The 19,543-nt window shown below is 67.8% G+C and carries 19 protein-coding genes; 6 read left to right on the plus strand and 13 right to left on the minus strand.

The annotated features are described in order from the left end of the window. The first annotated feature begins 17 nt into the window (after positions 1–17). Together ABIC94_RS15205 and ABIC94_RS15210 are read left to right on the plus strand one after the other, a co-directional pair. Entirely contained in the window at positions 18–1,715 is a 1,698-nt protein-coding gene (locus ABIC94_RS15205; RefSeq protein WP_354373835.1) for an FMN-binding glutamate synthase family protein, read from the plus strand. Beyond that, a complete protein-coding gene (locus ABIC94_RS15210; protein ID WP_354373836.1) occupies positions 1,712–2,629 on the plus strand; it encodes a hypothetical protein in 918 nt (305 codons plus the stop codon). The genes ABIC94_RS15205 and ABIC94_RS15210 overlap by 4 nt, the downstream gene beginning before the upstream one ends. Here ABIC94_RS15210 and ABIC94_RS15215 read toward each other — a convergent pair. After that, complete coding sequence (locus tag ABIC94_RS15215; RefSeq protein WP_354373837.1) at positions 2,626–3,030, minus strand: putative toxin-antitoxin system toxin component, PIN family; 405 nt, start codon at positions 3,028–3,030, stop codon at positions 2,626–2,628. The two genes, ABIC94_RS15210 and ABIC94_RS15215, sit on opposite strands and share 4 nt — an antisense overlap. Positions 3,031–3,191: 161 nt before the next feature. Between ABIC94_RS15215 and ABIC94_RS15220 the strand changes: the two genes are divergently transcribed. After that, positions 3,192–3,617, plus strand: coding sequence for a surface-adhesin E family protein (locus tag ABIC94_RS15220; protein WP_354373838.1), 426 nt, complete (start codon positions 3,192–3,194; stop codon positions 3,615–3,617). An 18-nt stretch (positions 3,618–3,635) separates the two neighbouring features. On the opposite strand, the gene ABIC94_RS15225 is transcribed toward ABIC94_RS15220, so the two are convergent. Then, complete coding sequence (locus tag ABIC94_RS15225; protein WP_354373839.1) at positions 3,636–4,889, minus strand: THUMP domain-containing class I SAM-dependent RNA methyltransferase; 1,254 nt, start codon at positions 4,887–4,889, stop codon at positions 3,636–3,638. Between the two features lie 106 nt (positions 4,890–4,995). Between ABIC94_RS15225 and ABIC94_RS15230 the strand changes: the two genes are divergently transcribed. Further along, the gene (locus tag ABIC94_RS15230) at positions 4,996–5,640 is read left to right on the plus strand and encodes a LysE family translocator (protein ID WP_354373840.1); all 645 of its coding nucleotides are present in this window, start codon (positions 4,996–4,998) and stop codon (positions 5,638–5,640) included. A gap of 64 nt (positions 5,641–5,704) precedes the next feature. Here ABIC94_RS15230 and rpoN read toward each other — a convergent pair whose 3' ends face one another. From rpoN to argS, 6 genes are all read right to left on the minus strand, one after another. After that, positions 5,705–7,303 carry an RNA polymerase factor sigma-54 gene (rpoN, locus tag ABIC94_RS15235; protein WP_354373841.1) on the minus strand — a complete coding sequence of 533 codons (1,599 nt, stop codon included), beginning with the start codon at positions 7,301–7,303 and terminating at the stop codon, positions 5,705–5,707. A gap of 17 nt (positions 7,304–7,320) precedes the next feature. Continuing rightward, complete coding sequence (gene lptB, locus ABIC94_RS15240) at positions 7,321–8,115, minus strand: LPS export ABC transporter ATP-binding protein (RefSeq protein ID WP_354373842.1); 795 nt, start codon at positions 8,113–8,115, stop codon at positions 7,321–7,323. Then, positions 8,112–8,840 (minus strand): lipopolysaccharide transport periplasmic protein LptA, encoded by a 729-nt coding sequence (gene lptA, locus ABIC94_RS15245; protein WP_354373843.1) that lies wholly within the window; start codon positions 8,838–8,840, stop codon positions 8,112–8,114. Before lptA ends, lptB begins: the two co-directional genes overlap by 4 nt. Positions 8,841–9,031: 191 nt before the next feature. Next, positions 9,032–9,679 carry a thiol:disulfide interchange protein DsbA/DsbL gene (locus ABIC94_RS15250; RefSeq protein WP_354373844.1) on the minus strand — a complete coding sequence of 216 codons (648 nt, stop codon included), beginning with the start codon at positions 9,677–9,679 and terminating at the stop codon, positions 9,032–9,034. A 167-nt stretch (positions 9,680–9,846) separates the two neighbouring features. Further along, positions 9,847–10,599, minus strand: a complete 753-nt coding sequence (locus ABIC94_RS15255; RefSeq protein WP_354373845.1) for an SPOR domain-containing protein — start codon at positions 10,597–10,599, stop codon at positions 9,847–9,849. 7 nt (positions 10,600–10,606) lie between these two features. Then, positions 10,607–12,292: an arginine--tRNA ligase gene (argS, locus tag ABIC94_RS15260; RefSeq protein WP_354373846.1), complete on the minus strand. Its 1,686-nt coding sequence runs from the start codon at positions 12,290–12,292 to the stop codon at positions 10,607–10,609. 130 nt (positions 12,293–12,422) lie between these two features. Between argS and ABIC94_RS15265 the strand changes: the two genes are divergently transcribed. Continuing rightward, entirely contained in the window at positions 12,423–12,803 is a 381-nt protein-coding gene (locus tag ABIC94_RS15265; protein WP_354373847.1) for a PsiF family protein, read from the plus strand. Between the two features lie 97 nt (positions 12,804–12,900). On the opposite strand, the gene ABIC94_RS15270 is transcribed toward ABIC94_RS15265, so the two are convergent. The 5 genes from ABIC94_RS15270 to ABIC94_RS15290 form a co-directional block, all read right to left on the minus strand. Further along, a complete protein-coding gene (locus ABIC94_RS15270) occupies positions 12,901–14,964 on the minus strand; it encodes a fused MFS/spermidine synthase (protein ID WP_354373848.1) in 2,064 nt (687 codons plus the stop codon). A 6-nt stretch (positions 14,965–14,970) separates the two neighbouring features. Then, complete coding sequence (locus tag ABIC94_RS15275; RefSeq protein ID WP_354373849.1) at positions 14,971–15,423, minus strand: DUF2214 family protein; 453 nt, start codon at positions 15,421–15,423, stop codon at positions 14,971–14,973. 64 nt (positions 15,424–15,487) lie between these two features. Next, on the minus strand, positions 15,488–16,432 hold the full coding sequence (locus ABIC94_RS15280) for a LysR family transcriptional regulator (RefSeq protein WP_354373850.1): 945 nt from the start codon (positions 16,430–16,432) through the stop codon (positions 15,488–15,490). 40 nt (positions 16,433–16,472) lie between these two features. Beyond that, positions 16,473–17,663 (minus strand): CaiB/BaiF CoA transferase family protein, encoded by a 1,191-nt coding sequence (locus tag ABIC94_RS15285; protein ID WP_354373851.1) that lies wholly within the window; start codon positions 17,661–17,663, stop codon positions 16,473–16,475. Next, positions 17,656–18,597: a hydroxymethylglutaryl-CoA lyase gene (locus tag ABIC94_RS15290; RefSeq protein WP_354373852.1), complete on the minus strand. Its 942-nt coding sequence runs from the start codon at positions 18,595–18,597 to the stop codon at positions 17,656–17,658. The genes ABIC94_RS15285 and ABIC94_RS15290 overlap by 8 nt, the downstream gene beginning before the upstream one ends. Positions 18,598–18,722: 125 nt before the next feature. On the opposite strand from ABIC94_RS15290, the gene ABIC94_RS15295 reads away from it, so the two are divergent. Beyond that, positions 18,723–19,463 (plus strand): IclR family transcriptional regulator, encoded by a 741-nt coding sequence (locus ABIC94_RS15295; RefSeq protein WP_354373853.1) that lies wholly within the window; start codon positions 18,723–18,725, stop codon positions 19,461–19,463. The last annotated feature ends 80 nt before the right edge of the window (positions 19,464–19,543 follow it).

Raw genomic sequence — 19,543 nt, forward strand, 5'->3', positions numbered from 1 at the left:
GGCAGTCATTTCACCCCATGTCCACGATTATTCCGTTTCCGACGCGTTACAGCGCCTTTGCCCTGTGCGTGGCGGGCCTGGCCGCCAGCCTGGCCGCCGTGCTGCTGTCTCCGCACCTGTGGGCGGCCTGGGTGGCGCTGGCGGTTTTTGCGGCGCTCAGCGCGACCGGCGTGCACGACTTGCGGCAAACGCGCCACGCCATCCTGCGCAACTACCCGGTCATCGGCCACCTGCGCTTTCTGCTGGAATTCATCCGGCCAGAAATGCGGCAGTACTTCATCGAGAGCGATTCCGAGGCGGCACCGTTCTCGCGCGCGCAGCGCTCGCTGGTGTACCAGCGCGCCAAGGGCGACCCCGACAACCGCCCCTTCGGCACGCAGCTGAACGTGACCATTGCGGGCTACGAGTGGATCAACCACTCGATGCAGCCGACCAAGCTCGCGAACCACGATTTCCGCATCGTGATCGGCGGTACGCCGCAGCCGGCGGAGGCCAATCCCGCGCAGGTTTGCACCCAGCCTTACAGCGCCAGCGTATTCAACATCTCGGCCATGAGCTTTGGCGCGCTGTCGGCCAATGCGATCCTTGCGCTCAACCAGGGCGCAAAGATGGGCGGCTTTGCCCACGACACCGGCGAGGGCTCCATTTCGCAGCACCACCGCGTGCACGGCGGCGACCTGATCTGGGAAATCGGTTCGGGCTACTTCGGCTGCCGCAACGAGGACGGCACCTTCAATGCCGAGCGCTTCAGCGCCAACGCGCGCGATCCGCAGGTGAAGATGATCGAAATCAAGTTGAGCCAGGGCGCCAAGCCGGGGCACGGCGGCGTGCTTCCTGCCCCCAAGGTCACGCCCGAGATCGCGGCCGCGCGCGGCGTGCGGGTGGGCGTGGACTGCGTGTCGCCCTCCTCGCACAGCGCGTTCGGCACGCCCGTCGAGATGATGCATTTCATCGCCAGGCTGCGCGAGCTTTCGGGCGGCAAGCCGACTGGCTTCAAGTTCTGCCTCGGCCATCCGTGGGAGTGGTTCGCCATCGTCAAGGCCATGCAGGCGACCGGCATCACGCCCGACTTCATCGTGGTGGACGGCGCCGAGGGCGGCACGGGCGCCGCGCCGGTCGAGTTCAGCGACCACGTGGGCGCGCCGCTGCAGGAGGGCCTGCTGCTGGTGCACAACACGCTCATCGGCGTGAACCTGCGCCACCGCATCAAGTTGGGCTGCGCCGGCAAGGTGATCACGGCCTTCGACGTGGCCCGCATGATGGCGCTGGGTGCCGACTGGTGCAACGCGGCGCGTGGTTTCATGATGGCGCTGGGCTGCATCCAGGCGCAAAGCTGCCACACCGGCCACTGCCCCACGGGCGTGACCACGCAGGACCCGGTGCGCCAGCAGGCGCTGGTGGTGCCGACCAAGGCCGACCGCGTTCGCAACTTCCACCGCAGCACCCTCCACGCGCTGCAGGAGCTGGTGCAGGCCGCGGGCCTGGACCATCCGCAGCAGATCACCGCGCACCACATCGTGCGGCGCATCTCCGACACCGAGGTGCGCCTCTTGAGCAACCTGGTGATGCAGGTGCAGCCGGGCGCCCTTCTCGGCCCGCTCGACAAGCAGCACAACGTGTTCCGAACCTACTGGCCGTTGGCCAGCGCCGAGAGCTTCCAGCCCGTGACACAGGGGCCGCACGGCCTGGTGTCGAGTCTCGCGCTCGCTGCATGAACCCCTTGCGACGCGGTGCTTCGGCGCGATTGCACAGCGCCAAGGGTGCGGCCTCCGCGCCCGCGCCACTGGATGCGCAGCCGTTCGTGCCGGGGCCGGGCGACTACGCCGAGTTCCTGCGCGCCGCCTTGCCCAAGCAACAGAAGAACGTGGCCAGCCACCGCCTGGGCAGCGAACGCGTCTGGCTCAAGAAAGCCGGCCCGCGCCATGGCAAGTGGGGCTACCGCGTGATGGCGGCGGTCGCGCGCATGGCGCGGCTGGACATCATCAAGCCGGTGCCCAATCCGGGTGGCGAGGCGGCCATTGCCACCGAGGCCCGGCGCCTCCGGCAACTGGCGGCCGCCGGCCTGCGCGTGCCCGCGGTGCTGGCGCAACAACCCGACGGCCTGCTGATTTCCGACCTGGGCGAAAGCGGCCGCAACACCGTCGTGCTTCAGGAAAAGCTCGACCAGGCCGCCGCGGCCGGACCGGCCGCGCTGCTGGCCGTCTGGCGCGGGGGACTGGCCGCAATTGCCAAGGTGCACGTGCACGGCCAGCACCTGAGCCAGGCCTTCGACCGCAACCTGGTGCAATGCCCCGACGGAGTGATCGGCTACATCGACTTCGAGGACGACCCCTCCGAAGTCATGACGCTGGCCGAGTGCCAGGCACGCGACTGGCTCAGCTACCTGCACTCCACGGCCATGATGCTCGAGGCCGCCGCGCCCGAAGCCGCCGGGGTGCACTGGCACGCCGCGCTGGCCGAGGTGAGCGACGAAGTTCGCGCGCGCATTGCCGAGGCGGCGCGGCGCATGAAGTGGGCGCAGCGCCTGCCGGCCAGCCGCCGCTGGGGCCGCGACACGCAGCGCGTGCGAGCGGTGGCACGGCTGCTTGGGCAGTGGCACGGCGCCGGGCCGGCCTCCGCCAGCCGCTAGAGCGCCAGCACCGCCTGCACCACCACGCCTTGCGCGGCGAGCCGCTTGCGCATCGTCAGCACGGCCTGGTCCTTGCTGAGCAGCCGCGCACGCCTGGCGACCGCCAGGTCGATGAAGACCTGGTCGTCCGGGTCCTTGCAGACGCACGGGGCGCGCGGCGGCGTTTCAGCGACCAGGTGCACGCGGTCGTCGAACGCCGCCAGAACACTCTGCGGCGCCAGGCTCCTGCGCGCCAGGCGGGCCGCGATGAGGGGGTAGCCGAGCACCCGCGCAAGCTCGTTGCGCATGGAGGCAGTGGCCAGCCAGCGCAGCTCGCTGGCGGCCAGCGCGGCGGCCAGCGGCAGGCAGTCGGGGTTGTCGAACACCAGCAGGTCGAGGGCGATGTTGGTGTCGATGACCACGAAGGCTCCGGCCGCGGCGTTTGCCGCTTCTGGAGAAATGGAAATGTGTGCGTTTGGAATAACCCCGATGTTGCACCATGCGCCGCTGCAAGCGCAAACCGTGCCGTCCATTCACAATGCTGCTGCCCGGGCCGTGCGCGGCGCCTTTCAACCCTCCGACGATGAAACGACTTTCCCTGCTGCTGCTCGCCCTTTTTATCGGACCGCCTGCCCATGCGGAATGGCTCACCCTGACCGGCTCGGCGGGGGAAGCGGACAACACCTATGTGCAGGTCGATCCGACCAGCGTGGTAGTGGACGGAAGCAAGCGCCTGGTGGCGGTGCGGATCAGCCTGGCCGAGCCCCGCACCGGCGACGACGGCCTGAAGTTCCGGTCCGTCGCGGCGAAGGCGAGCATGGATTGCGAAGCGCGCAAGGCGCGCTATGTGAGCGCCACCTATTTCGGCCAGCCGAACTTCGTCGGGCCGCCGTTGGCTGTGCGCGAGTTCGATGAAACGGACGTCCGTCCGATGAATTTTGCCGGCCTGCCGGGCGACCTGGCCGTGCGGACGGTGAACGCCGCGTGCGGCGTGGGCACGGCGAAGTAGCCCGCCGCTTGGCCCTGGCTACTTCCGGGCCGAGCCGGCCACCATGTCGAAGCGGAACAGCCGGCACTCGATGGGCCCGTTCCACATCGGCACGCGGCGCGACTCCTTGAGCCGCATCTGTTTGGGCAGCTTCAGGTCGGGCGTGAGCACCCAGGCGGTCCAGCCGGCGTAGTTCTTCTTCCAATGCGTGGCGAGCTGCGGAAAGAACTCGCCGCCGTCGCCGTTTTCACCACCTTCGCCGCCTCCTTCTCCATGGCCGGCAGTCTGCGCGGCTTCGCGGGCGCCGAAGCGCGCGACACCGCCCACTTCGATCCGCTCGCCATAAGGCGGGTTGAGCATGATCACCCCGCCCTCGGCCGGCGGCATGCGCTGCAGCGCGTCGCCGCCGCGGAACTCGATGGCGTCGGCCACGCCGGCGCGCTCCGCGTTGCGTTCGGCAAAGTCGACCATGCGGTGCGAAACGTCGGAGCCGAAGATGGCAACTTCTTTCACGGATGCCGCCGATTCGGCTTCTTTCCTGATCGCGTCCCACACGTGCGCCTGGAACGGCAGCAGCTTCTCGAAGCCGAAGCGCCGCAGCCATCCGGCCGGAATGCCGCGCGCAATCTGCGCCGCCTCGATGGCGATGGTGCCGCTGCCGCAGCAGGGGTCGTACAGCGGCTCGTCGGCCACCGCGCCGGTTTCGGGGTTCCACCAGCCGCTGGCGGCCAGCATCGCAGCGGCCAGGGTTTCCTTCAGCGGCGCATCGCCCTTGTCCTGCCGCCAGCCGCGCTTGAAGAGCGGCTCGCCGCTGGTGTCGATGTAGAGCGTGCAGTGGTCGGTGGTCAGGTGGGCGAACACGCGGCAGTCGGGCCACTGCGTTTCGATGCTCGGGCGCACGCCGTTGGCCTTGGCACGGAAGCGGTCGGCAATGGCGTCCTTGATGCGCAGCGTGGCGAAATTCAGGCTCTGCAGCGGGCTGTGCTGCGCGGTGGTCTCGATCTTGAAGGTCTGCTTGGGCGTGAACCAGATCTCCCAGGCCACGCCGTTCGCGATGGCGTACAGGTCGTTCTCGCTGCGGTAAGGCGCATGGGCCACTTCGACCAGCACGCGCTGGGCGAGCCGGCTGTGCAGGTTGAGCTTGAGCGCGTCACGCCATTCGGCGCGCACTCGCACGCCGCCGCGCAGCGTGAGCAGGTCTTGCCCGACACGCCCGGTGAGCGCATGGACTTCCTGCGCAAGGAGTTCCTCGACGCCGGCGGCGCAAGGCAGGAAAAGAGAAAGATCGTTCACAAGGGGTTCGCCATCATCATCATCGGCCGCTGGGGAATGCCATTGTCGCCGCCCTCGCGGCAGGGCTCTATATAGTGGCTCGAATCAACGTACAGCCATCACAGTCATGAACGACATCACGGTTCCTCTCCTGGGCATTGCGGGCGCGATGATCGTCGGGGCCATGAGCCCCGGCCCGAGCTTCGTCATGGTCGCGCGCACTGCCGTCTCGTCGTCGCGCGGCGACGGGCTGGCCGCGGCGCTGGGCATGGGCGCCGGAGGCATCGTGTTCGCCATCGCCGCGCTGGTGGGGTTGCAGGCGGCGTTCCTCGCGGTTCCCGCGCTGTACCTTGCGGTGAAGCTGCTCGGCGGCGCCTACCTCGTCTATCTGGGCATCCGCATCTGGCGCGGCGCGCGCGAGCCGCTGCGCGTTGTTTCGCAGGAAGAGAATTCGCCCGGCCGCCGGGGCAATGGATGGCGCGCGTTCCTGCTGGGCATGGGCACGCAGGTCAGCAACCCGAAAACCGCTGTGGTCTACGCCAGCATCTTCGCGGCATTTCTGCCGCGCGAAGTGCCGATGGCGCTGGCGCTCGCGGTGCCGGCCGTGATCTTCTGCATCGAGACGGGCTGGTATTCGATCGTCGCGCTGGCGCTCTCGTCGGCGGCGCCGCGTTCGGCCTACCTGCGCTACAAGGCCTGGATCGACCGCGCGGCGGGCGGCGTGATGGTGCTGCTGGGCATCAAGCTGCTGTCCGGCGTGCGGGGCAGCTGAGCGGCGGCAGGCGCTGCTGCCGCTCCCCGCGGATACCCAGGCCCCAGGCGCGGGGTCGCCCGGCCTACAAGGCCTTGCGCAGGTTGGCCGGTGCGATGCGCAGGGCTTCGCGGTACTTGGCCACGGTGCGCCGCGCGCACTCGATGCCCTGCTCTTTCAGCATTTCGGAAATCTGGCTGTCCGACAGCGGCTTCTTGATGCTCTCGGAGCTCACGAACTGCTTGATCAACGCGCGCACCGCGGTGCTCGAGGCATTGCCGCCGGTCTCGGTGCCGAGCGCCGAGCCGAAGAAGTACTTGAGCTCGACCGTGCCGAACGGCGTGGACATGTACTTGGCGGTGGTCACGCGCGAGATGGTCGACTCGTGCAGGCCGAGCTCGTCGGCAATTTCGCGCAGCACCAGCGGCCGCATGGCGAGTTCGCCGTGCACGAAATAGCTCTTCTGCCGCTCGACGATGGCGTTGCTCACGCGCAGGATGGTGTCGAAGCGCTGCTGGATGTTCTTGATGAACCAGCGCGCCTCCTGCAGCCGCTGCGACAGCGCTTGGCTGCCCTCGCCCTTGTGCGACTTGAGCGCGCCGGCGTAGATGTCGTGCACGCGCAGGCGCGGCATGACCTCGGGGTTGAGCATGACGCGGAACTTGACGTTGGTGCCGCGGCCGATCTTGGTGACGATGACGTCGGGGATCACGATGTTGCGCTCGACGTCGACAAAACGGCGGCCCGGCTTGGGCTCCAGACGCGAAATGATCTGCAGCGCCGAGCGCACCAGGTCTTCGTTGGTGCGGGTGAGCGTGGCCAGGCGCTTGAAGTCGCGCCGCGCGAGCAGCTCCATCGGCTGCTTGCAGATGGCGATGGCGGTCTTGCGGACCAGCGCCTGTTCCTCGGTCTCGTCCTTGCTGGCCAGTGCGCGCAGTTGAATGCTCAGGCATTCGCCCAGGTCGCGCGCGCCGACACCGGCCGGCTCCAGGCTCTGCAGCAGGCCGAGCGCCACCTGGAAGTGATGGACCAGTTCGTCGAATTGGTCGTTGTCGTCGCCCGCGAGGCCCGAGGCCAGCGCGGGCAGCGAATCTTCGAGGTAGCCGTCGTCGTTGAGCGATTCGATCAAAAAGCGCAGCGCGGCAACGTCGTTTTCGTTGAGCCGGAGGCTGAGCGCCTGGCGGTGCAGAAAGGATTGCAGCGACTCCTGGCTGCGCGCGAGTTCGGTGGCGTCGGCGCGCTCGTCGTCGCCGAGGTTGTTCTGCCGCGCGGGGGCGTCGCTGCCCCACTCGCTGTCGTCCGGCGCCATGTCGACGGTGCCGTCGCCTTCCCAGTCAGGCTCGCGCTCGGCGATGTCGGCGGCGGGGCTGTCGGTGTCGCTGGTGGCAGCGGTGCCGGTCTCGGCCGTGGTGGTGGTCGCGCTGCTGGCCGGCGGCGAAGCGAATTCGCCTTCGCCGGCTTCGGCCGCTTCGTCGCGCGGCATGGGGGTGTCGATGGCGTCGAGCCCGAATTCCTCGCGCGCCGCCTCTTCCGCGGTGCGTTCGAGGAACGGGTTCTCGTCCAGCATCTGCTCGACCTCCTGGCTCAGTTCGAGCGTGGAGAGCTGCAGCAGCCGGATCGACTGCTGCAGCTGGGGCGTGAGCGCCAGATGCTGCGAAACGCGAAGGGACAGCCCTTGCTTCATGGAGACCGACTCCTCCCTTACATCCGGAAGTGTTCGCCCAGGTACACCCTGCGTACTTCGGCGTTGTCGACGATCTCCGAGGGCGTGCCTTGTGCCAGCACATGCCCGTCGCTGATGATGAACGCGTGATCGCAGATGCCCAGCGTTTCACGCACGTTGTGGTCGGTAATGAGCACGCCGATGCCGCGCTCCTTCAGAAAACTGATGATCCGCTGGATTTCGATCACCGCGATGGGGTCGATGCCGGCAAAGGGCTCGTCCAGCAGGATGAAGCGCGGCTGCGTGGCCAGTGCGCGGGCAATTTCGACCCGGCGCCGTTCGCCGCCCGAAAGCGCGAGCGCGGGGGAATCGCGAAGATGGTCCACCCGCAGGTCGGCCAGGAGCCCCGAGAGGCGCTCTTCGATGCGTTGCTTGGTCAGGGGCACCGGCTTGCCGTTGCCGTCGGGTTCGCGCTGGAGCTCGAGCACGGCGCGCACGTTTTCCTCGACGGTGAGCTTGCGGAAGATCGAGGCTTCCTGCGGCAGGTAGCTCAGGCCCATGCGGGCGCGCCGGTGAATCGGCATGTGCGCAATGGGCTCGCCGTCGATGGTGATCTCGCCCGCATCGGCCCGCACCAGGCCCACGATCATGTAGAACGAAGTGGTCTTGCCGGCACCGTTGGGCCCGAGAAGCCCCACGACTTCGCCCTTTTGCACGTCGAGCGAGACATCCTTGACGACCTTGCGGCTGCCGTAGCTTTTTTGCAGGCCGCGCACCACCAGGCGGCTGCCCGGGGTGCCGTCGGGGCTCTGGGTTCCAGCGGTTTCGATCACTTGCGCCCTTCCCCTTCGCCGCCGCCGAGCGTGGTGGTCGAGCGCAGGCCGGTTCCGGGTGCCGGCTGGGGCGCTGCCGGCGCGGCGGGCCGTCCGCCGGCGGCGGGGGCCGAAGCACCGGGTGCCGGCGCTGGCGCCGTGGCGGACTTAGGCGTGAGGATGGTCCTGACGCGTCCGCCCGAGGATGCATTCACCCCGGTATTCGGCGGCACGGTGGAGCCGTTGACCGTGTAGGTGTCGTTGCTCTGGTCGTAGACGATGAGCGCGCCGCTGCTTTCGTCGTTCGGCGTGGCGCCGAGCAGGCGGCGCATGACGGCGTTGCGGATGAACTTGACGTTGTCGGCGCGGCTGTCGTACTCGATGACTTCCGACTCGCCCTCGATCCACTCGTCGGGCGCGTTGCGCTTCTGCTTGTAATAGGCCCGCTTGCCCGGCGCCGCCGTGACCACGCCGTACTGGTAGCCCTCGGCATCCTGGCGCACGTCGATCCGCGCGCCGCGGATGATGATGGTGCCCTTGGTGACCAGCACGTTCCCGGTGAACACGCTGGTCTGCTTCAGGTCGTCGTAGCGCATGGCGTCCGACTCGATGTTCATCGGCTTGGTGCGGTCAGCGGTCTCGGCCAGGGCGCCCGAGGCGAGGCCGGCCAGCAACAGCGCGCCGATGGCGAACCGGCCGATGCGACGAAGAAGAGGGGTGGTGTTGGAGTAGGAGTGCAATGTCATAGAGGCACGAAACTTGCTCTGCATTGTATGCGGCGGATCGCGTCAGCCCAGCACGCGCCGATGAAAAAGCCCGCCAAAAGCGGGCTTGACATCCTATCCGGGAACATCGCGGAACCGGTTTCGCCGGCCCGCCGATTTGCCCCGCAAAGGGGTTGGCGCAGCGGCACACAGTACCGCGTTGCCCTTGCGGGTCAGCCCTTCTTGGCTTCGCCGATCAGGTAGTTGGTGACCTGAAGCGCCTTGGTCATGTTACCGGCAAGCTCGCCGTCCACATACCAGCGGCCGGCCACGGCCAGCGCCGGAACGCCGGCCACCTTGTAGGCTTCGGTCAGTTGCGTGGCGCGCTTCGCCTTGCTGGCCACGCTGAACGAGGTAAACACTTCCTTGAACTTGGCGCCGTCGAGGCCGTTGGCCGCGGCCCACGCGATGATGTTGGTATCGCCGTTGAGGTTCTGGCGCTGCTTGTGAATCGCATTGAAGATCTTCGGCTGGAATTCCTCGACCTTGCCCATGGCTTCGAGCGCGTAGTACAGGCGCTGCTTGGCTTCGACGTCGTTGCCCACGAAAGGCACCGGCACGCGGCGGAAAGCCACTTCCTTCGGGGCCGTCTTGAGCCAGGCGTCGAGCTGCGGCTCGAAATCGCTGCAATGCGGGCAGTTGTACGAGAAGAACTCGATCACCTCGACCTTGCCGGCGGATGCGTCGACCGGCACACGCTTGTCGAGCACCAGGTACTCGGTGCCGGCCTTGGGTGCGCGCGCCTGGGCGTGCGCCGTGTTGCCAGCCAGCGAAATCAGACCGAGCGAGGTGGCGGCCAGCGAAAAATCACGACGTTTCATTGAAAGAGTTCTCCTGTTGGGTACGGCAGACAGAGCCGGCGCGCCGCGCGGAGTTCCCGCATGCGGCATGCCCAAGACAATCTTGGCGGCGGCCCATGCCGCGCGGCGAAGCTTAAAGATTATTCATGACGGCTGCCCGGGAGGCCGCAGCCGCCTCAAGATGCACCTCAGCGCTGCACGCGGACGAGCGCCGATTCGAGGCCACCGCTGTCGAGGCGTTCTTTCAGGCGATCGGCGTCGTCCTTCTTGTTGAACGGACCCGCGCGCACCCGGTAGACCGTGCGGCCCGCCTGCTCGCGCTCGGTGACCCGGGCCTCGACGCCCATGAGCGACAGCTTGGCACGCTGGGCCTCGGCGTCGTCGGTGGTCCGGAAGGCACCGGCCTGCACGAAATACATGAACGGATCGGGACCTGACGACGGCGCCGCGCTGGTGCTGCTGCTGCTCGGCGCGGCGGAAGCTGTGGTGGTGCTGCCGCTGTTGCCGCCGGCGCGCGCACGGGCGAGATCGCCCAGCGGGTCGTTCGACGGCGGCAGGGAATTGGCTTCGGCCGGCACCGGCGCCGGGCGCGGGGGCTTGGGCGGGGCCACGACCACCGGGACCGGCGGCGCCGGCGGTGGTGTGCCCGGCGCCACGGCCGTGGTGTCGCCGCCGGCCGGAGCCACCGGGCCCGATGCAGCCGCGGGCGGCTTGGCGGGTGCGCCGGGCTTGCCCGCGAGCGGAGCATTCGGGTCCCAGTCGCGGTTCTTGCGGGCCTCGGCTTCGTCCTGCTCGGCGCCGCCGCGCTGGGTTTTGGTTACGAACGGAATCGGCACCTTGGTCACGTAGACCGCAATGCCCAGCGCGACACCCAACCCCAGCACCAGGCCGATGATGAGGCCGATGACGATGTTGCCGCGTTGTCTGGTTGTCTTCTTCATAGTGATTTCACATCTTGCTCGGCGCACTGACGCCGAGAATCGCGAGGCCATTGTGCAGCACCTGCGCAGTGGCGGCGACGAGCGCGAGCCGCGCCAGCTTTACCGGTTCTTCGTCGACCAGGATGCGCTCGGCGTCGTAGTAGCTGTGGTAGCTGGCGGCCAGTTCGCGCAAATAGAAAGTCACGTCGTGCGGGGCGAAATCCTTCGCCGCCGCCGTCAGCATGGCCGGGTACTTGGCGAGCAGCAGCATCAGCGCCTGCGCGGCCGGGCTTTCGAGCGGCGACAGGTCGACATTCTTCAGCGTGGCGGCGTCGCCGCCCCAGCCGGCCAGCACCGAGCAGATGCGCGCATGGGCGTATTGCACGTAGTACACCGGGTTGTCGTTGTTCTTCGTCACGGCCAGGTCGACATCGAAGGTGTATTCGGTGTCGGGCTTGCGGCTCAAAAGGAAGAAGCGCACGGCGTCGGTGCTGGTCCATTCGATGAGGTCGCGCAGCGTGACGTAACTGCCCGCGCGCTTGCTGATCTTGACCTCTTCGCCGCCCTTCATCACGCGCACCATGGTGTGCAGCACGTAGTCGGGGTAGCCCTCCGGAATGCCGACACCCGCGGCCTGCAGGCCGGCGCGCACGCGCGCGATGGTGCCGTGGTGGTCGGTGCCCTGGATGTTGACGACCTTGTGGAAGCCGCGCTCCCACTTGGCGATGTGATAGGCGACGTCGGGCACGAAGTACGTGTACGTACCGTCCTGCTTCTTCATCACGCGGTCCTTGTCGTCGCCGTAGTCGGTCGACTTGAGCCACAGCGCGCCATCCTGCTCGTAGGTCTTGCCGGCGGCCACGAGCTTGCGCACTGCCTCCTCGACGCGGCCGCTGGTGTAGAGGCTCGATTCGAGGTAGTAATTGTCGAAGCGCACGCGGAAGGCCTGCAGGTCGAGGTCTTGTTCACGGCGCAGGTAGGCCACGGCGAACTCGCGGATGGAATCGAGGTCTTCGATGTCGCCGCTCGCGGTGTATTCGCGGTCGTCCGACTTGACGGTTTTTTTCTGCTTGAAGTCTTCGGCGATGTCGGCGATGTAGTCGCCGTTGTAGGCCGGGGCCTTTTCGCCGCTCGGCCATTCGGGGTCGCCGGGCTTGAAACCGTGGGCGCGCAGCTGGGTGCTGTTGGCCAGCGTCTGGATCTGCACGCCGGCGTCGTTGTAATAGAACTCGCGCCAGACGGTGTCGCCCTGGGACGCCCGCAGGTTGCAGATGGCATCGCCGAGCGCGGCCTGGCGGCCGTGGCCGACGTGCAGCGGACCGGTCGGATTGGCCGAGACGAACTCGACCAGCACCTTTTCGCCGGTGGCCGGCTGCTGCCCGAAACCGCTGCCAGCGGACAGCACTTCGCGCACGATCTGCTGCTTGGCGGCGGTCTTCAGGCGGATGTTGAGAAAGCCGGGGCCTGCGATTTCGATGGCTTCGACCCAATGGCCGAAAACGGGGGTGGCGAGCAGCGCGGCGCTGAGCTCTTCGGCCAGTTCGCGCGGCTTGCGGCCGAGCGGCTTGGCGAGTTGCATGGCAGCCGTGCTGGCGAAATCGCCATGGGCAGCCACCTTGGGCGACTCGAACGCGGCTTTGGAGCCGGCGCCGGGCGAGAGGGATTCGAGCGTGTTCGCGAGCGCCGCGAGCAGCTCCTGTTTGACCAATAGCATCTGCGGATTTTACCGGGGGCAAACCCCGTCGGCGACGGCGATGGTCATCGGATGGGTGTCTTCGCCCGTTAGGATGGGCAGCCCCGGGGCGGGGCACCTGTCACAACCAACCTTGCAAGGACACATCACCATGAAGAAGCTCCTTTCCCTGGTCGCCCTGGGCGCCTGTCTTTCCTTCGGCGCCGCGCAGGCACAAGACAAGGCCCCAGCGCCCGTCGTCGTCGCTCCGGCTGCCACACCCGCGACGCCAGCCACCCCCGCCACGCCGGCGGCCAAGGCCCCCACCGCCCAGCAAAGCAAGATGACGACCTGCAACCAGGAAGCGGGCGACAAGAAGGGCGACGAGCGCAAGGCCTTCATGAAGAACTGCCTGAGCGCCAAGCCCGCCGTGACCGCCAAGCAGACCCAGCAGGAAAAGATGAAGAGCTGCAATGCCGACGACAAGGCCAAGACCCTGAAGGGCGACGCACGCAAGGCTTTCATGAAGGAATGCCTCAGCGCGAAGGCCTGACGCCCCCTCGACAACACCGGCGGCCCGCCAAAGGGCTCCGGTATTGCCGGAACAAGCCCCGCACGCGCTCCGCGCCGGCGGGGCTTTTTCATGGGCGCTACTTGAGCACGCTCAGGAGGTTGTTGAAATCGTCGGTCCAGGGGCGGGTGTTGGCCGGGAGCGCGATGGGCGAGGCCGCGGTGCGCAGGGGTTCGCGTGCCAGCACGGCCGGATCCCGCGCCACCAGCACCCAGTCGGTCGGGTCGAGCCACTTCGAAGCTACCGCGTCGTCGCTGACGAGCACGGCATGCAAGCCTTTCATCTCTGCGATTCGCGCCACCACCGGCGCCAACTCGAGATACCGGTTGGTCACGTGAAAGGCCACGACGCCACCCGGTTTCATGTGGCGCATGTAGACGTCCATGGCCTCGGCCGTGAGCAGGTGGACCGGCACCGCGTCGCCCGAGAAGGCGTCGACCGCGAGCAGGTCCAAGCCCTGCGGAGGCTCGCGCTCCAGCGCCAGCCGCGCATCGCCGAGCACCCGCTCGATGCGCGCGGGGCTGTCGCGCAGAAAGGTGAATTCGCTGTCCGCCAGTTCGAACACCTGCGGATTGATCTCGTAGATGCGATAGACGTCGCCGCTGCGGCCGTAGCTCGCAAGCGTGCCCGCGCCGAGGCCGATCAGGCCGACGCGGCGCGGCCCGCTCGGCGCGGCGGCCATGGCACGGCCGATGCCCGAGGTGGCGCCGTAATAGGTGGTGGGCTCGCGCCGCCTGAGCGGGTCGAGGAACTGTTCGCCATGCTTGATGGAACCATGCGACAGCAGCCGCACGTAGCTTGCGGGATCGGTGCGCCGAATGTCGAAGGTGATCAGCGCACCGTAGAAATTGCGCATCAGATGGCGCGAGTTGTCCGTATCGCTGCGAATCTGCACAACCAGAAAATAGGCGCAGCAGGCCGCCAAGGCCGCGCCCGAAACTCGCAACCAGGTGCGGTGGCGCAGAACCGCCACCGCCACGAGCGCCGTCAGCGCAAGCCCGATGCCCAGCTCGTAGTACGCGGGCAGCACATGCGGCGCGACCAGCCCGACCATGGCGCCGCCGATGGCGCCCCCCAGCGAAAGCATCAGGTAGAAGCGCGTGAGGTAGCGCGGCGCCGGCCGCAGCCTTGCGGTTTCTCCATGCAGGAACATGCACAGCACGAAGAGTCCGCCGACATAGATCGGAAGCCCCGTGCGCACATCGGAGCCGATGTGGTGCTGCAGGCCGAAGGCGCACAGCACCAGCACGCCCGCCGCCAGCGGCAGGAAAACGCCGCGCCGGTACCAGCGGTCGCTCTCGAAGCACAGCACAAAAGTGAACAGATAGAGCGAAAGCGGAAATATCCAGAGAAACGGAACCGCGGCGACGTTCTGGGTGATGTGGTTGGTCACGGCCAGCAACAGCCACGACGCCAGGGCCGGCAACGAGAGCCAGAGCAGGGCATCGGACCAGCGCGGCGGCTTGTCGTCAGGGATGGCCGCGGCCTGGCCTGAAGCCGATGTGGCCGATGCCGCCGATGCCGACGACGGCACGGCCTCCGGCCAGCGGTACGCCACGAGCAAGGTCGTGCCGGCGCAAAGCACCACGAACGCGCCATAGCCCCACGACCATCCCTGCGCCTGCTGCAGCAGCGAACTGCGCGGCTCGATCAGCACCGGATAGCTCAGGAGCGACAGCAGCGAGGCCAGGTTCGACAGCGAGAAATACCGGTACACCTGCGCGCCCCAGGGCGTGCGCGCCACCCACGACTGCACCAGCGGCCCGGTGGTCGAAAGAAGAAAGTATGGAAGGCCGATGGTCGCCAGCAGCAGGCCCAGGATCAACCATGTCGGGTCTTCGGCGCCCGTGGGCTTCCAGCGCGCGGCAACCACCAGCGGCAGGAACGCCAGGCTCGCGAGTAGAAGGCCCACGTGCAATGCGGCCTGCACCCGCACGCGAAGATGGCGCGTCACCCAGTCGGAATAGGCATAGCCCGCGAGCAGCACCGCCTGGAAGAACACCATGCAGATCGACCACACGGCGGCCGAGCCGCCGAACCAGGGCAGGATCTGCTTGGCGATGAGCGGCTGGACAAGAAACAGCAGGAACGCGCTGCTGAAGATGGTGCCGGCAAACAGAAGCTGGATGCCGGCGCGTTCCATGCGGGCTTACTTGCCGAAGCCGCGTGCGAGGAACACCGCCACCAGCGGAATCAGCGCGATCAGGTGGGCCTGCACCATCACCAGCTTGCGCGTTTTCCGGACGTCGTCTTCGGCCGGCAGCGTACCGTTGGCGCGCAGCGCCTTGCGCCAGCGGAAGTAGGTCAGTGTCGGAAAGATCGAAAGCACGCCGATGATGATGAACAACCCGAGCTTCACATGCAACAGCGGGTTGGTCCAATACCACGCCGTGCCCTTCACGCCCCACACCGTGCGGGCGATGCCGGTGGCGAGCACGGCAATGGCGGCCATGCCGTAGACCAGGTCGACCTTGGCGAGCCGCTCCACCACGGCGGCATTGAGCCACTGCACGCGGCACAGCGCGGCCTCGCTGGAGATGAACACCACCATCGTGAGGATGGCCAGCAAGTGCAGGTAGGCGAGGATGGCTTCGAGGGTCATCGGTGGCTTTCTTTTTTCAATGGGTTGCAAATGCTTGCGCATTGTGCCGTCGCTCGAGCGCGCTTTAGCCTCTTCCGCCCCAGAATTCGGGCCGCCCGTAGTGCTCCTTGAGGAAATCGAGCCACAGCCGCACCCGCAGCGGCAGGTGCTTGGTGCCCGTGAACACCGCGTAGATGCCGTTGGGCGGCGCGGCGAATTCGTCGAGCAGCGGCACCAGCAGGCCGGCGTCGATTTCGGCCTCGACCTCCCAGGTGCTGCGCCAGGCAATGCCGTGGCCAGCCAGGCACCAGTCGTGCAGCACCTGCCCGTCAGAACAATCGAGCGGGCCTTCGGGCCGCAGGTAGATCAGTTCCTCGCCGCCCTCCTCGGTCGGCCCCTGGGCGGTCCGCGGAACGTGGAACGCCCAGCCGCGCGTTTGCGAGGCATCGCTCGAGAGCGTGAGGCAGGCGAAGCGCGACAGCTCGCCCGGGTGCTTCGGCATGCCGTGGCGACGCACGAACTCCGGCGTGGCGACGCAGCGGCGCCGGTTGTCGGCCAGCCGCACGCTCACCAGCGACGAATCGGGCATGTCGCCCACGCGCACCGCGCAGTCGAAGCTCTCGCCGCGCACGTCGACCACGCGGTCGCTCAGGTTGAGCGAAATCGTGACCTCCGGATGCATGGCGTGGAAGCGCGGCACCAGCGGCGCCACGTGGCGGCGTCCGAAGCCGGCCGGCGCCGTGACGCGCAAGTGCCCGCTGGCCTTGATGCCGCCGGCGCTCACGCTGGCCTCGGCATTGGCGAACTCCGTCAGCAGGCGCTGGCAGTCCTCGAGAAAAGCGCTGCCTTCGTGCGTGAGCGTGATGCGCCGCGTGGTGCGCACCAAGAGCTTGACGCCCAGCCTGGCCTCCAGCGCATCGAGGCGCCGCCCCATGATCGCGGGCGCCACGCCCTCGGCTTTGGCCGCGGCCGTGAGACTGCCGCGGGTCGCCACCGAGACGAAGGATTCGAGTTGCTTCAGGCGGTCCATGGCGCCCGAACTATATATCCCGGGTTTATATATCCCGGGTTCAACCGGCAACGCCGGCCTGACGCGCCTCGAACGCGGCGATCTCTTCGTCGCTATAGCCCACCTCCCGCAGCAACTCGCCGGTGTGCTCGCCGATGCGCGGCGGCTGCAGGCGAATGCCCGGCCGCTCGCCGTCGAGCGTGAAGGGCATCAGCGGCACCTTGGCCATGTGGCCGTCGTTCATGCGCACCGGCGCGAGCCCGCCGGTGGCGTTCAGGTGCGGGTCGTCGAACAGCTCCTGCGGCTTGGTGATGGGCGCGAAAGGCAACTCGTTCTTCTCGAACACCGCACTGAGCTCGGCCGCGCTGTAGCCGGCGAGGTGCGAACGCAGGATGGGCATCATCCATTCGCGCGCATTGACGCGGTCGTTGTTGCTCTTCAGGCGCGGGTCGGCCAGCATTTCTTCGAGGCCGAAGGCCTTGCAGAAAATGGCCCATTGCTTGTCGCTGACGGCGGCGAGGAAGATCTGCTCGCCGTCCTTCACCGTGAACACGTCGTACACGGCCCAGGCCGAGATGCGGCTGGGCATCGGGTCGGCAGCCTTGCCCGTGGCGGCGAACTGCATCATGTGCTGCGCGACCAGGAACACGTTGTTCTCGAACAGCGCGGACTGCACCTCGCAGCCCTTGCCGGTGAGCTCGCGCTGGCGCAGTGCGGCCATGGCGCCGATGGCGCCGAACATGCCGCCCATGATGTCGTTCACGCTGGTGCCCGCGCGCAGCGGGTCGCCGGCGCGGCCGGTCATGTAGGCCAGGCCGCCCATCATCTGCACCACCTCGTCGAGCGCGGTCCGGTGGTCGTAAGGGCCGGGCAGGAAGCCCTTGTGGCTCACGTAGATGAGGCGCGGGTTGAGCTTGGCGAGCGCCTCGTAGTCGAGCCCCAGCTTCTTCATGGTGCCGGGCTTGAAGTTCTCGCTCACGATGTCGGCCGTGGCAACGAGGCGCAGCGCGGCCTCCACGCCCCCGGGCGTCTTGAGGTCGAGCGCAATGCTCTTCTTGTTGCGGTTGAAGGTCGGAAAGAAGCCCGAGCCCGAACCGAGCAGGCGGCGCGTGTTGTCGCCTTCGAGCGGCTCGACCTTGATGACCTCGGCGCCCAGGTCGGCCAGCAGCAGGCCGCAGGTGGGGCCCATCACCATGTGGGTGAACTCGACGACGCGGATGCCGGCGTACGGCAGGGGTTGGGATTCAGGCATGTGCGGTGGTTTCCTGTTGGACGACAAAGCCCTTGGGCAAGCCAGCCTCGGGCGTCATGCCGTAGACCGGTTCGCCGGGCAGGCCGGCCATGAGCGGCGCGCGCGCCGCGATGAGTTTTTCAATGTCGATGCCGGTGCGAACGCCCATGGCTTCGAACATGAAGACGAGGTCTTCGGTGACCGCATTGCCCGAGGCGCCGGGCGCATAGGGGCAGCCGCCGAGGCCGCCGAGCGAGGCGTCGAAGGTGCGCACGCCCTCGTCCCACGCCGCGAGGCAGTTCGCGATGCCGAGGCCGCGCGTGTTGTGCATGTGGGCGGCGCCGGCGTGCGTGCCGAGTTCGGCGCGCAGGCGCCTGAAGAGCCGGCGCACCTGTGCGGGGTTGGCGTAGCCGACGGTGTCCGAGAGGCCCGCTTCTTCCGCGCCGGCCTCGATGCACTGCGCCGCGAGGCGGATCACGTCGTCTTCCGGCACCAGCCCCTGCAGCGTGCAGCCGAAGGCGGTGGAGATGCCGGCCTCGAGCCTCACATGCGGCGCCATCGCGCGGCGCAGTTCGGAGATGGCGCGCACTTCCTCGACCATCTCGGTCGGCGTCTTGCGCACGTTGGCAAGCGAGTGCGCCACGCTGGCCGAAACCGGCATCGTGAGCTTGTGCACGCCCGCTTCGAGCGCCGCCTGCGCGCCCTTGCGGTTGGGCACCAGCGCCATCACGGTGAGGCCGGGCAAGCTGATGGCGTGGCGCACCACCTCGGCGGCGTCGGCCATCTGCGGCAGCAGCCTGGCGGGCACGAAGGAGGCGACCTCGATCTCGCGCACGCCGGCCGCGTGGAGCGCGTCGATCCAGCGCAGCTTGTAGTCCGTGGGCATGGTGGCCTTGACCGACTGCAGGCCGTCGCGCGGGCCGACCTCGCTGATGAGGACGTCGGGGGGTGTCATCGGTTTCGTCTCCTTGGAGCGATCGGGCGGTGTGGCACCGACCGCTTGACAGTTCTATCTTGCAGAACTAAATTCCGTTAAACAGAATTAAACCGCCAAACGACTTTCCCTGTCAAGCCAACGCCATGCCCCGCAAAGCCCAGACCGAATCGGTTTCAGACCTCAATGCCGCGCCCGGCGGCGCCGCCGCGGTCGACCGCGCGCTGAGCCTGCTTTCGGCATTCCAGCCCGGCGACGAGGCACTGTCGCTCGCGCAGTTTGCCGAGCGCACGCAGCTCTACAAGAGCACGGTGCTGCGGCTGCTCGCGTCGCTCGAACATGCGCGGCTGATCCGCCGGCAGGACGACGGACGCTATGCGCTCGGCGCGGAAATCGCGCGGCTGCACGGCCTCTATGCGGCCTCGCTTTCGCTCGACCGCATCGTGCTGCCGGTTTTGCGCGCGCTGGCCGCGGCCACGGGCGAAAGCGCGGCGTACCACGTGCGGCAAGAGCAGGGCGAAAGCTGGGTGCGGCTGTGCCAGTTCCGCGTCGACTCGTCGCATGTGGTGCGCGACCATGTGCGAGCGGGCGACCTGCTGCCCAACGACCGCGGCGCGGGCGCGCGCGTGCTGATCGCCTTCGGCCCCGAAGCCGGGCGTCCGCGCGGCGCCAGGGAGCGCAAGCTGTACGACACCGTTCGCGCGCAGGGCTACTGCGCGCTGGTGGGCGACCGCACGGCCGAGCTGGCCGGTATTTCGGCGCCGGTGTTCCACGCCGACGGCGGTCTGGCCGCGGCGGTCACGCTGACCATGCCGGCGCACCGCTACGACGCGCGCTACATCGAGCCGGTGTGCGCCGCGGCCCGCGAACTCAGCGGAATGATCTGAAACGCCATGGATCGGGCGCCGAAGCCCGCCATTACCCTCATTTTTGTCACTGATAAATCACGCTTTCGGCTCTTACTTGC

The sequence above is a fragment of the Variovorax paradoxus genome (assembly GCF_040544635.1).
GTDB lineage: Bacteria > Pseudomonadota > Gammaproteobacteria > Burkholderiales > Burkholderiaceae_C > Variovorax > Variovorax paradoxus_R.